The following is a 12,277-nucleotide window of genomic DNA, read 5'->3' as shown; positions in this document are numbered from 1 at the left end:
AAAATTTCATATAAAATAAAAATTTTTTCAATTTATTCTACAGTATTCAGCTTTTCAATTATATTTTGGTTAATCATAGAACGAACTGCTCGTTTTACTGCTATTCTACTTCCGAAATAGAGCAAGATTACAGTTGCTATAAAAACAGGTACGACATAGAAAAGATATATATCCCATAATTTGATATTGCTACCAAGTATAGAGAAAAACACTACTACTGCACCGCCCAAAATAGTTCCTAATATAATTCCGGTAGTCAATGTACGATTTATTTCATTGATAATCAATTTTTGTACAGTTTCTATTCTCGCTCCTATCGCCCTCATCATAATATAACTTTTAAGATTTGAGCGAACCTGAACATAGCTTGAAAAAACAATCGCTATTAAAATTATTACTATAAATATAAACACACTAACGATAATTTGCAATGTTTCCAGATTCACTTGGTCATAAAATTCCCTCTGCATCTTTGCATAGTTATCATATCTTACACCAACAGAAATTCCTTCCAAATTTTCGAGATTATTTTCAAGCTCATTCACCCATACACTATCATTATGGTCAAGATTTTCTAAAATAATATTTTCATAATTCAAGTCTGGATAAATCGAAAAAAGATATTCCGTAGATATAATGAGTTTATCACTGTTGTATTGCTCCTTAGAATATGTTGCTGCAACTTTAACCTTAGCTGTTTTAAATTTGATATGTTCTTCTATATTCTGTTCTGTTGCTTCTGCATCGGCTATAGGAATAACCATAGTGAATTCATCACCGACTGAACATAAATAATCAGGTGCTATTATTTCAACGCCATTCTTATAATTTTTTTCATCAATTTTACCATTAGCAAATTCATTTATATTATTTAACACTGAATCATATGACTGCCATTTAACAGAAAGTGCAACCAAGCTATCCTTGCTGCTGTCACCGCCTGCAAGCTTAATCATTTCATTTGTACGCTCATGTTCAAAAATATAATTATAACCATCATTTTTCGCCTCAACAACATACTTATATAAAAGCTTATTATCAGGATTTTGAGAAGTTAAGAAAAAAGGTACAATAAGATTAGAAACAGACGCTTCTAAAACATTTATTCTTTTATCCGATGCTATCTCATCTGCTATTTTATGTGATACACCACAACCTACAGGTAAATTTATATAATAAATTTTTGCAAAGCTTCCTCCACCCATCATATGCAAAGAATAATCTGCGTTTTGTCTAAAATACTCTGGATTATCAGCATCAAATGAACTTCCTCTTGCATTAAATAACGGAACAAACGAACCAAATATTGACATTCCAACACAAAACATTACCAACATAACACAAGTAAAATTTTGTAGTTTATATCTTCTTCCATATGCTTTATGCCAACAACGCTTTAATTTAGTTTGAGATTTTATCTGTTTTTTAGATACATATATTGCTTCTCTTAAAGGTGCATTTTTATAAAAACGAGCGAGCAAAATATTGAACGAAATAAAAATCAATACTGCACTAAGCAAGGCAACTATAATCAAATCTAAAATGCTTAAATTTAAGAATAAGTATTGCGACGAAAAAGACGATATAAATTGTAATAATAGTAGCACCAATATTGACGCAACACTTGAAATAATCAAGGAACTTAACCATATAAAAAATCCCTGAATAAGTAATAATTTTCTTGATTTCTTCTTTGAAAAACCTATACATCTAAGTAAATTCAAATATCGTTCTTGTTCTTTAAAGAAATATAAAGAAATTGATACTATTCCCATAATCGTAGTGAGTACAAAAAATATCTTTACTGGCATTAAAATTAAATTATTAGCAACCATTTTAGAAGAAATCATTTGTTGAGAATCATTATAGTATACACTTTTACTTGAAATATTTCTTATCAAAAATGAGTTTTCAGCTGCTATTATATGTATATACTTTGGTGAAGCTTTACTATTTGTTGTTAATATTGATGGAAATAAAAGTTTTTCACTTTGATAGTCATAGTGCAATTTTATTTTATTTGAAAAATTCTTTATAATTCCAGTCAATATAAAGCTTTTCTTTTCTGTGTTTCCATATGAATTTTTAATTTCAAGTTCTACCTTATCTCCTATTTTACTTTTCAATCCAAGAATATCATATGTACCTTGTTCTATTGCAATTTCATTCTCAGATTTTGGCATTCTTCCAGATTCAAAATGTAATGATAAAAGCGTACTTACATTGTCATTTATATTTCCTATCCAAATATCCGAAGGGCTTTTACTTTCAACTTCCCAAATTCCACTTATAATTCCTGCTTTTTCTTCAACTAATTGAGATTCCTTTTCTCTAAAATTCTCTTGGTCTACATAAAATTGAATTGATTCATAAACACCACCTTCTTCTATTTTATAATTTTCTACAAGAGAATATTTAAAACTATTACTGTACCAAAGAATAGTAAGAAAAGCAAATAAGAATAATGATATACATAAAACTATGCCTATACACCGTTTCGGATATGATTTTATATATTTTTTAGTAAGGTATAAATAACTTTTCATTATATATCACCACCCAAAATGCCATCACTTATTGTTATAACTCTTGAAAATCTTTTAGCGATATTTTCATCGTGAGTTACAACAAGCAGTGTAACAGAATACTCTTTTGACATATCAAATAAAAGTTCCATTACAGATTGTGTAGTTTTTTTGTCAAGATTTCCTGTAGGTTCATCACACAGTAAAAGAGATGGTCGATTTATCAAAGCTCTTGCAAGTGCAACACGCTGTTGCTGACCACCTGAAAGCTGTCCAGGAAGATGATTCATTCTGTCTTTAAGCTCAAGACGCTCTATAAGCTTATCTACATATTTATCATCTATATTTTTATTTTGCAACATAAGAGGAAGAATTATATTTTCATATGCAGTAAGTTCGGGCAAAAGATTAAATGATTGAAAAACTACTCCTATATGTTCAAGACGAAAATCATCACATTGATTTTGTGACATTTTAGAAAAATCTGTATCACCATATTTTATACTTCCGTCAGTAGCCTGTTCCAAACCTCCAAGCAAATGCAGAAGTGTAGATTTTCCCGAACCACTTGTACCTGTTATTGCAATTTGTTCACCATCGTTTATTTCAAAATTACAAGGCTTTAATGCCTCAACTACAATATTTCCTTGCTTATATGTCTTTTTTACATCTTTTACTACTATTTTCATATCAAATTCTCCTTATAAAATAACTTTTATTTTATTAATCTATTTCATATTATTTATCTCTTATTAAAATTTTTTAAACATATAAATTCCCAACTTTCTTTATAAATAATTCATTATATAATTTCAATTAAATTATAGCACATTCTTTTTCAAATTTGTTATATCTGGTAAAATTTGTCGTTTTCTGGTAAACTTTGTAATTTAAATATAATTTTGATTATATTTCAAATCAAATACTCTTATGTAAACAAAATAAAAAGCCGATAGCTTTAAACTATCGACTTTTATTTTCAAAAATCATTATATTTTAAGGACGAAGACCTGTACCACCTTGAAGTGTAAGTGTTTCGCCTGTCATATACTTAAAATCAGGTGAAGCAAGCTGAACACAAACTCTGCCAATCTCTGTTTCAGGATTTGCAAAATAACCCATTGGAGGTGTTTTAACATTCTTTTCATATGCCTCTGGAAATTTACTCTTAAACTGTTCAAGCTGTGCAGTCCATGCAAGTGGACAAATAACATTTACATTTATACCGTCCTTACTCCACTCAGTAGCTGCTACTCTACTAAGTCCACGAATACCTTCTTTTGCTGCGGCATATGAGCATTGTCCGAAGTTACCTGAAATACCAGCACCAGATGCAAAATTTATAACAGAGCCTTTAGTTTCACAAAGATATGGATAACACGCTTTCATATAGTAAAATGTTGCATAAAGTCCAGAATATAAAGCAAGATTGAATTGTTCTGTTGTATGTTCAGCAAGAGTAACTCCAGAAGCAGAAGCCTGTGCATTATTTATAAGAACATCAATTCTTCCGAATTCATCAATAGCTTTTTTTACAGTATTTTTTGCAATAGTTTCATTATCTGCACCTGCACAAATATCTGCCTGAACTGCAAGTACCTTAATAGAATATTTGCTCTCAAGTTCTTCTTTTGCGGCATTTAGTTTTTCTATATTTCTGCCTGTGATAACAAGATTAGCACCTTCCTTTGCATAAGCTGTTGCAATACCATACCCGATAGAACCACAACTGCCATCAGAAAGAACAGCTCTGCCCGCTCCAGTAATAATTGCCGTTTTACCTGCTAAGAAACCCATATAAGCATCTCCTTTAAAAATTATTTTATAATATTTTACGCCTTTATCCATTTTATAATTTCTTTTTCAGAAAGACTTCTTGCCTTTTGACAATCAGCTTTAAACTTTCCTTCATTCTTAAAAGCTAAAGGTGTAAACATATATTAACTTTTATGCTTGAATGTCACTCTTTTAAGTTAGATATAGCTAACTTATCTTTACTAAAAACACATTTTGTAGCAGCCTTTAAACAAAACGGTTTAATTCTGCATTATATTCATAGCCTATTATTGAAAGCTTTTCTTTGATAGTATCAGTATCTATACTATTAGTCTTTGCAAATTCCTCAAGAGATGAATAAAAATCTCTCAGCTGAGTATTTACATATGATAATAAAATCATAGGGTCATTAGGCAGTGACATTTTATCATTCTCCCTTTTCGCTTTTATAAATTTCATTATACAACAAACCTCCTCATAAATCAAGCTGCAAATCTTTATCATATAAGAAAACGCATACCCAAGCGGATATGCGTTCGATTTCTATAAAATAAATTTATTTTATTTCAAATCTAATGTTTGTGGCTGAGGTAATGCAGGTGTAACTGACATCTTAAAGTAGGTGCCGAGATAGTCCTTAGCAACCTTAGTCAGTGCAATCATTGCTGCACGACGAACCTGTGGATTCGGTGAAAGTGTATGAGCCATAAGTTTAAAAAACAATAATGGACTATAATACATCGGCTTTTCGATTTCCATTCTATCAACTCCTTTCTAAAATACTATGTATATAAAATTTCTTGTAATCTATTTGATGATATAAGTTTAACACACAAATTTAAACAATCTATAAACAAGCTGTAAATTCATATGGTTATTTTTGTAAAATATATCACTCAAAATAATTTAAGAGAGTTGATTTTTGCAATTGTCTTAAAATTCGCTGATTATATCAAGCCCAAAATCTTTTGCACGCTTTACGGCAAGCTCCATAGACTTATCATAAACCTGCTCAGGGCTATGTGCATCTGAACCAACTAAGACTTTTAAGCCAGCGTCTTTTGCCATCGCCCAAAACCTTGGGTGAGGATATGGGTCTCTCCTGCCATCAGGATAATCCTGCTGACCTCGGCGAATACCGTTTGCATTATACTCAACAGGTGTATTAGTAAGCATTGCGGCATCTACAATTATCTCACAAGCTTTATCACAGTTTTTATTCCACGCAAAGCAATTCATAAACATAATATCAGGGTGAACAAGAACTGAAAAATACCCCTTTTTAAGAGCCTCTGAAATAGCCTTTGCATAAGGGATATATTCATTTGTGCTTTCAGAAGCAAAAATACTGCAAAATCTTCCATTTATATCAAAGAAATGTTCACCTAAGGCGAGATAATCAAGCTTCATTTCATTCAAAAGCCATTCATAATATTCACAGTATTTAGGAAGATATTCTATCTCCAAGCCTGTCATAATACGCATTTTTTCTGAATAGCGTTCTCTTTCGGTCTGAACAGCTGAAATATATTCTTGAAGCTCCGAAAACTGCATACGGTAACCGTAATCAATATCTTTAAAAGGTGCGTGGTCAGAAAATCCAAGCACTGAAAGTCCCTTATCATAAGCCTCTTTTGCATAATCTGCTTCTACACCAAATGCGTGACAGCAGCGTTTAGTATGTGTATGAAAATTACTTTTCAAAATCATTCCCTGCTTTCCAACAATCCCTTAGAAACAGCACAATCAATCACACGAATAAGCTCATCATAGGTCATACAAAAACCTTTTTCTTTGTTTTTAAGTCTGTTTTTCAAGTCCTCAATTTCAAAGAAGCGAAGTTCTGTAATCTCTTTTTCATCATATTTGAGTGTATCAAGCGAAACACTTTCATCGACAAAATAAACACGATTAAATTCATTGCTTATAAAATCGCCCTGATGAACAGTAAGTATCTGGTCGTGCAAAAAATGTAAATCTTCAGGCTTCAGCTTGAGTGAAATTTCTTCTTCGGTTTCACGAATAGCCGCCTCTATTGGTGTTTCACCTGCGGAAATATGTCCTGTGCAAGCGGCATCATAGCAAGATGGAAAGGATTCCTTGTCATCTCTGCGTTTTTGCAGGAGAACTTTGCTATCACGAAAAAGCCATATATGAACACTTCCATGCAAATCACCATCGTGGTGTACGGCATTACGCTCTTTGATTTTACCCGTTGGTGTTCCATCAGGATTCAATATATCAAAATATTCCGACACCGAAAATCAGTCCTTCTTATAGCCATTTGGGTTATTCTTTTGGAATCTCCAAGTATCTTCGCACATATCATGCAAGTTACGCTCTGCGTGCCAGCCAAGAACCTCATTTGCCTTCTTAGGATTTGCATAGAATGCTGGAAGGTCACCTGCTCGTCTTTCGCCGATTTTGTAATTAACCTTTTGACCAGTTGCGTCCTCAAATGCATTGATAATATCAAGAACGCTGTATCCGATACCTGTGCCGATATTATAAGCATCTATGCTGTGTGGGTCGGATTTAAGCTTATTCAATGCACAAAGATGAGCTTTTGCAAGGTCTACTACATGAATATAGTCACGAATGCAAGTGCCGTCCTTAGTGTCGTAATCTCCGCCGAATACAGTAAGCTGTGGCAGCTTGCCAATTGCAACTCTTGAAATATATGGCATAAGGTTGTTTGGAATACCGTTAGGGTCTTCGCCGATAAGTCCGCTCTCGTGAGCACCGATTGGGTTGAAGTAACGAAGAAGTGAAATACTCCACTCATTATCAGAAACATATACATCACCGAGAATTTGCTCAATGAAATGCTTTGTTCTGCCGTAAGGATTACTTACATCACCTGTTACCATAGTTTCCTCATAAGGTATAGGATTATTGCCATAAACAGTTGCTGATGAACTGAAAACTATGCTCTTGCAGTTATATTCTTTCATAACATCAAGAAGTGTAACTGTACCTGAAATATTATTATCATAGTACATTATTGGCTCTCTTGTAGATTCACCGACAGCCTTTAAACCCGCAAAATGAATAACAGCCTCGATTGAGTTTTCAGAGAAAATTTTCTCTAAGCCTGCTCTATTTCTTATATCACAATCATAGCCTGCTATATTTTTATTAGTGATTTGCTTAATTCTCTCTAAAACTTCTGGAACGGAATTGCAATAGTTATCGCAGACAACTACTTCATATCCTGCATTGAGAAGCTCTACACAAGTATGACTTCCGATATATCCGGCACCGCCTGTAACTAAAATTGCCATATTATAATACTTCCTTTTCTTTAGTAATTTTATCCGAATAAATTATTCTATATTGTAGTTAAGTATACAATACTGGCAATCATTTGTCAAATTAAAGGTTTTATAGCTGTTTTAGAAAGATAAATGTATCTAATTATCACCTCTTTATATCTTGAAATGTTTAAAACAATTTTTATAATTGGCAATGCTTTCTTATGCCTCGACACTTTTAGCGACCTATTCGCTGCAAATATAATTAAATAATCGTTTTAAACACTTATTGTGTATCTCTACATTTAATTATAGAGAATTATTAAGCCTTTGTCAAGTATAGAAACACTTATTGTGTAATATTATATCAGCCTCTCTCTTAAATATATTAAAAGCTTTTTCTCTCTGCGTGATACTTGTACCTGTGTCATTCCCAACTCCTTTGCCGTTTCGGATTGTGTTTTATTTTTGAAAAACCGTAATAATATGAGGTTTCTATCGTTTGGTTTGAGGCTTTTTATTTCATCGTGAAGTGATATAACCTCCGTTAGTTTTTCATCTGGAGAATCAGTAGGAATATCAAGCTGTCCTGAACCGTTTTCTTCATCGGCTGTAAGTGAAACAGGCAATCTTGACGCATTGAGTGCCTCGGTTGCCTGTTCAGGTTCTACACCAAGAATATGTGCAAGCTCTGAAATCTGAGGTTCTCTGCCGTTTTCTTTTAAGAATCGTGCAGCTTCTCTTGTAGCCTTTAGGGAGAGTTCTTTTAATCCCCTTGAAATTTTCACTGCACCTCCATCACGAAAAAGTCCTTTTATCTCCCCTAATATTACTGGCACAGCATAGGTTGAAAGCTTTAATCCCCTACTTTCATCAAAATTATCAATCGCTTTTATAAGACCTACACAGCCAGCCTGAAACAAGTCGTCATACTCTATTCCTCTGCCACGAAAACGCTTTGCACAGGAATGTACAAGTCCAAGATTTTCGCTGACTGCCTTATCTCTGTCATACATCTTTTATACGGCTCATAAGCCGTTTTTCAAGTACAACTGTTGTGCCTTTGCCCTCTCTTGATGTAACCTTAACTTTATCTGTAAAGCTCTGCATAACTGCAAAGCCTAAACCTGCTCTCTCCTCTCCTCCCGTTGTAAAAAGCGGTTCCATAGCCTGTTCTATATCTGCAATTCCACAACCCTTATCTCTTATTTTAATTACAACAACTGCACCCTCAAAGATTTTTACACTTATGTATATAAGTCCAACGCTTTCTTTATATGCGTGAACTATACAATTTGTTACAGCTTCAGAAACGGCGGTTTTTATATCGGTTATTTCGCCTATTGTCGGGTCAAGCTGTGAGATAAACGCCGAAACCGCCGTTCTTGCAAAACCTTCATTTGATGAACGGCTTTCAAAGGTTAGGCTCATCTCATTTTTTAACTTCATCTTTTTCACACCCTTTCTCAAACAGCTTTAATGCCGACAAGCCCGACAACTCAACCATTCTTTCCATGCTCGGCGGAATATTCAACACACGAACCTCTCCGCCGAGCAGCTTCATAGTTCGGTATCTGCCCATAATAAGGCCAATTCCTGAGCTATCCATAAATGTCACACCGCCAAAATCAAGATAAAGCACTGTCGGCTTATTTCTCTCGGCGGCTGAATCTATGGTTTCACGCATAGAACGAGCTTTATGATGGTCGATTTCACCGAATAGCTTTGCTGTCATTTCGCCATGGTCGGTGATGATTTTTACATCCATTTTTCTTTTTCATTCCTTTCAGAGTTTTTAGCCCTCCACATATATAGATATGCTTCTTGCTTCAATAAAATAATAGCTTTTTATACACAAAAATTACGGCGAAAAAAGTTTCAGGAATGATATTTTTGCTCGACACACAAGGCTATATTAAGTCAGATATAAGCACTTTACGCCGATTTAAACCAATAAAAAAGCAATTCTTTTGTAATAAATATGTTGAAAATATAAACTTGCTATGCTATAATGTAAAATAAATTTAAATATTACTTTAGTATCTTAATGAGGCGGTTTCTTTGCATAATAATGATAAAAAAATCGTTGCAAAAGCTGTTATAGGTGGATTATTATATTCATTTTTGATGGACGCAACATTTGCAGTATATTGGTTTTTAGGAGAAAATTATGACCGACTAATAATATCTTTAATTATGGTTCTTTTTGGTTTACTCTATTCTTCAAGAAAAAAATCGGACACTTTTAATACAATTTCTTTAGCATTTAGAGTATCAACTATTTCAGTATTTATTATTATTGCATTATCATCAGTTTTTCCATTACCTTCTAAATTTATATATAATAACTTTAAACCTGAAAATTTTGAGGTTTCACCTGCTGATATGCTTATGATGTTAGGACATGATTTCACATATATTATTCATTCATTACTAATCTTAATATCTGCTATGGGATTCTATAAAATAAAAAATTTTATTTACAGCAAAAAATCTGGCAATTAAAATGCTTTATAATTTTTAATAGATATGATATAATGAAAGAAAAATGCAAGGGTGGTATAAATGAAATTTTATTGTGAACTCAAGAAGGTTGTAGACGACTCTTACGACATTGAAATCGGTCACAAGCTTTCTGACACGCTCATAAATGACATACAGAATGGTTTAGTTGGTAAAATTAAGAAATTTGCTGTTGTTACTGACTCTATCGTTGAGAATCTTTATGCAAAGGAAATCTTTGATAAGCTTATTGCAAACGGTTTTAAAACAGATTTATTCGTTATTCCTGAGGGTGAAAAATCAAAAACTCGCCCAATGAAAGAATTTGTTGAAGATTCTATGTTAAACAAAGGATATCGCAGAGATTGCTGTGTGCTTGCAATCGGTGGCGGAGTTGTTACTGATTTGGCTGGTTTTGTTGCCGGTACTTTTGGCAGAGGTGTGCCTTTCATCAACTATGCAACCACACTTCTTTCAGCGGCCGACGCTTCTGTCGGCGGAAAGACTGCTGTCGATACACCGCTCGCAACAAACCTTATAGGAATGTTCAATCAGCCTAAAAAAGTCTATATAGATATAGATACTTGGAAAACTCTACCTGCAAGACAGCTTTCAAGCGGTCTTTCGGAAACTATAAAACACGCTTGCCTCGGCGATTTAGAAATGTTTGAATATTTAGAGAAAAACATTGAAAAGGTTCTTCAAAATAATGTTGAGGCTTGCGAGTTTATCGCTGAGAGAAATTGCAGAGTTAAATATAATGTTGTTATGAAGGACGAGCGTGAAAGTGGTTTGAGAGAAATCCTAAATCTTGGACATACTGTCGGCAGAGCGATTGAAACTGTTTCTGACTATAAGCTCTTACATGGTGAGGCTCTCTCTATTGGTATGGTTGCTCAAGTTAAGCTTGGTAATGAGCTTGGATTTATTTCTGAGGAAAATATGAACAGAGTTATTAGCCTCTATAAGAGAGCTAATTTGCCTATAACAATCCCTGATTATATTGATAAAAATGTTCTCGTTAAAAAGCTCTATACTGATAAAAAAGTTCGTGACGGAAAACTTAGATTTGTTTTCCAAAAGGAAATTGGCGATGTTATGTGCTTTGGCGATAATGCTTATGGTTTAGAAATTGCAGAAAATCAGATTGCAAAAATCATAGAAAATATGTAAAAATCGAACAGCCCCACTTTGTGTGAATAATACAAAGTGGGGCTGTTTAGTTTATAAATGAGTAAAAACAGCCTCTTGAGGAGCAAGGAATGTTAAGGGCTTCGCCCTTAAAACCCACCAAAGGCTTGAGCAAAACTTTTGAGTGTCTTAGTGTAAATGTGTTAGCCAAACAGAATAATTATAAAAACAAGTGCATATTATTAAACAGACTTATTATAAGGCGGTGGCTGTATGTACTTTATACTTAAAAAAAGAACCGTCATAATCGCAATGACGGTTTTGTTATTTGCTTTGTGTGTTCCGGCGGTAATAGGGGCTTTTGGCAGTAATGAGGCAGTAGAAACCGTAGCAGAAAACACTAACTGGGGACTTGGTTTCAAGGAGGATGGAAAACCACCAACAGGCAATGCTTCTGTTGCGGATTTAGCAAAGCATAATGCCTATTATATCGGTGATACCTCAAAAAATATCATCTATCTTACCTTTGATGCGGGCTTTGAGAATGGCAATACCGAAAAGATTCTTGACTCTTTGAAAAAACATAATGTTAAAGCAACTTTTTTTCTTGTAGGAAACTATATCGAAACATCGCCTGAACTTGTTGAGCGTATGGTAGAGGAAGGGCATACAATCGGAAATCATACATATTCACACCCTGATATGTCAAAGATTTCTGATGAGGAGAGCTTCAAAAAGGAATTGCAGTCGCTCGAATCTCTCTATAAAGAAACCACAGGTCAAGAACTTCTAAAAATCTATCGACCGCCACAAGGGAAATATTGTGTCAGCAATCTTGAAATGGCTGATAAGCTTGGGTATAAAACCATTTTCTGGAGTCTTGCTTATGTAGATTGGTACGAAAACAAACAGCCTACCAAAGAGGAGGCCTTTAATAAGCTTTTGAAAAGAATCCACCCAGGTGCGATTGTACTTTTGCACAGCACTTCAAAAACAAATGGTGATATACTTGATGAACTCCTCACAAAATGGGAAGATATGGGATATTCTTTTGGAGAAATCAAGGATTTAATTTCATAATGGAGGTTA

At 33.8% G+C, this 12,277-nt stretch carries 14 protein-coding genes; 3 read left to right on the top strand and 11 right to left on the bottom strand.

The features are described from left to right. Positions 1 to 32 precede the first annotated feature (32 nt). From C9914_RS08060 to C9914_RS08010, 11 genes are all read right to left on the bottom strand, one after another. A complete protein-coding gene (locus C9914_RS08060) occupies positions 33 to 2,546 on the bottom strand; it encodes an ABC transporter permease (protein WP_106764642.1) in 2,514 nt (837 codons plus the stop codon). Continuing rightward, the gene (locus C9914_RS08055) at positions 2,546 to 3,214 is read right to left on the bottom strand and encodes an ABC transporter ATP-binding protein (protein ID WP_022264244.1); all 669 of its coding nucleotides are present in this window, start codon (positions 3,212 to 3,214) and stop codon (positions 2,546 to 2,548) included. The genes C9914_RS08060 and C9914_RS08055 overlap by 1 nt, the downstream gene beginning before the upstream one ends. Positions 3,215 to 3,521: 307 nt before the next feature. Further along, positions 3,522 to 4,322: an SDR family NAD(P)-dependent oxidoreductase gene (locus C9914_RS08050; RefSeq protein WP_106764640.1), complete on the bottom strand. Its 801-nt coding sequence runs from the start codon at positions 4,320 to 4,322 to the stop codon at positions 3,522 to 3,524. A 225-nt stretch (positions 4,323 to 4,547) separates the two neighbouring features. Then, entirely contained in the window at positions 4,548 to 4,760 is a 213-nt protein-coding gene (locus C9914_RS08045; protein WP_408003193.1) for a DUF4250 domain-containing protein, read from the bottom strand. A gap of 102 nt (positions 4,761 to 4,862) precedes the next feature. Continuing rightward, entirely contained in the window at positions 4,863 to 5,060 is a 198-nt protein-coding gene (locus tag C9914_RS08040; RefSeq protein ID WP_022264247.1) for a hypothetical protein, read from the bottom strand. A 174-nt stretch (positions 5,061 to 5,234) separates the two neighbouring features. After that, complete coding sequence (locus tag C9914_RS08035) at positions 5,235 to 6,005, bottom strand: histidinol-phosphatase (RefSeq protein ID WP_158707377.1); 771 nt, start codon at positions 6,003 to 6,005, stop codon at positions 5,235 to 5,237. 2 nt (positions 6,006 to 6,007) lie between these two features. Further along, positions 6,008 to 6,559: an NUDIX hydrolase gene (locus tag C9914_RS08030; RefSeq protein ID WP_106764639.1), complete on the bottom strand. Its 552-nt coding sequence runs from the start codon at positions 6,557 to 6,559 to the stop codon at positions 6,008 to 6,010. A 6-nt stretch (positions 6,560 to 6,565) separates the two neighbouring features. Next, positions 6,566 to 7,585, bottom strand: coding sequence for a UDP-glucose 4-epimerase GalE (galE, locus tag C9914_RS08025; RefSeq protein ID WP_106764637.1), 1,020 nt, complete (start codon positions 7,583 to 7,585; stop codon positions 6,566 to 6,568). Between the two features lie 332 nt (positions 7,586 to 7,917). Continuing rightward, positions 7,918 to 8,571: a sigma-70 family RNA polymerase sigma factor gene (locus C9914_RS08020; RefSeq protein ID WP_106764635.1), complete on the bottom strand. Its 654-nt coding sequence runs from the start codon at positions 8,569 to 8,571 to the stop codon at positions 7,918 to 7,920. Continuing rightward, the gene (gene spoIIAB, locus C9914_RS08015; RefSeq protein ID WP_022264252.1) at positions 8,564 to 9,004 is read right to left on the bottom strand and encodes an anti-sigma F factor; all 441 of its coding nucleotides are present in this window, start codon (positions 9,002 to 9,004) and stop codon (positions 8,564 to 8,566) included. The genes C9914_RS08020 and spoIIAB overlap by 8 nt, the downstream gene beginning before the upstream one ends. Then, positions 8,988 to 9,323 carry an anti-sigma factor antagonist gene (locus C9914_RS08010; RefSeq protein WP_022264253.1) on the bottom strand — a complete coding sequence of 112 codons (336 nt, stop codon included), beginning with the start codon at positions 9,321 to 9,323 and terminating at the stop codon, positions 8,988 to 8,990. The genes spoIIAB and C9914_RS08010 overlap by 17 nt, the downstream gene beginning before the upstream one ends. 293 nt (positions 9,324 to 9,616) lie before the next feature. Here C9914_RS08010 and C9914_RS08005 point away from each other — a divergent pair, with 293 nt between their 5' ends. The 3 genes from C9914_RS08005 to C9914_RS07995 all read left to right on the top strand — a co-directional run bounded on the left by C9914_RS08005 (position 9,617) and on the right by C9914_RS07995 (position 12,268). Further along, positions 9,617 to 10,060, top strand: a complete 444-nt coding sequence (locus tag C9914_RS08005) for a hypothetical protein (RefSeq protein WP_106764633.1) — start codon at positions 9,617 to 9,619, stop codon at positions 10,058 to 10,060. 60 nt (positions 10,061 to 10,120) lie between these two features. After that, a complete protein-coding gene (aroB, locus tag C9914_RS08000; RefSeq protein ID WP_106764631.1) occupies positions 10,121 to 11,230 on the top strand; it encodes a 3-dehydroquinate synthase in 1,110 nt (369 codons plus the stop codon). Positions 11,231 to 11,461: 231 nt separating this feature from the next. Further along, on the top strand, positions 11,462 to 12,268 hold the full coding sequence (locus tag C9914_RS07995) for a polysaccharide deacetylase family protein (protein ID WP_106764629.1): 807 nt from the start codon (positions 11,462 to 11,464) through the stop codon (positions 12,266 to 12,268). The last annotated feature ends 9 nt before the right edge of the window (positions 12,269 to 12,277 follow it).

It is taken from the genome of Pseudoruminococcus massiliensis (assembly GCF_900291955.1).
Taxonomy (GTDB): Bacteria; Bacillota; Clostridia; order Oscillospirales; family Acutalibacteraceae; genus Pseudoruminococcus; species Pseudoruminococcus massiliensis.
The sequence above is the reverse complement of the archived record's forward strand: the minus strand, read 5'-3'. Positions and strand labels throughout refer to the sequence as shown.

Excerpts from the sequence above, each read along its gene's own strand:
- C9914_RS08040 (WP_022264247.1), bottom strand. The coding sequence starts at position 5,060 with ATGGAAATCGAAAAGCCGATGTATTATAGTCCATTATTGTTTTTTAAA.
- spoIIAB (WP_022264252.1), bottom strand. The coding sequence starts at position 9,004 with ATGAAGTTAAAAAATGAGATGAGCCTAACCTTTGAAAGCCGTTCATCA.
- C9914_RS08050 (WP_106764640.1), bottom strand. The coding sequence starts at position 4,322 with ATGGGTTTCTTAGCAGGTAAAACGGCAATTATTACTGGAGCGGGCAGA.
- C9914_RS08060 (WP_106764642.1), bottom strand. The coding sequence starts at position 2,546 with ATGAAAAGTTATTTATACCTTACTAAAAAATATATAAAATCATATCCG.
- C9914_RS07995 (WP_106764629.1), top strand. The coding sequence starts at position 11,462 with ATGTACTTTATACTTAAAAAAAGAACCGTCATAATCGCAATGACGGTT.
- aroB (WP_106764631.1), top strand. The coding sequence starts at position 10,121 with ATGAAATTTTATTGTGAACTCAAGAAGGTTGTAGACGACTCTTACGAC.
- C9914_RS08020 (WP_106764635.1), bottom strand. The coding sequence starts at position 8,571 with ATGTATGACAGAGATAAGGCAGTCAGCGAAAATCTTGGACTTGTACAT.
- C9914_RS08010 (WP_022264253.1), bottom strand. The coding sequence starts at position 9,323 with ATGGATGTAAAAATCATCACCGACCATGGCGAAATGACAGCAAAGCTA.
- C9914_RS08055 (WP_022264244.1), bottom strand. The coding sequence starts at position 3,214 with ATGAAAATAGTAGTAAAAGATGTAAAAAAGACATATAAGCAAGGAAAT.
- C9914_RS08045 (WP_408003193.1), bottom strand. The coding sequence starts at position 4,760 with ATGAAATTTATAAAAGCGAAAAGGGAGAATGATAAAATGTCACTGCCT.
- galE (WP_106764637.1), bottom strand. The coding sequence starts at position 7,585 with ATGGCAATTTTAGTTACAGGCGGTGCCGGATATATCGGAAGTCATACT.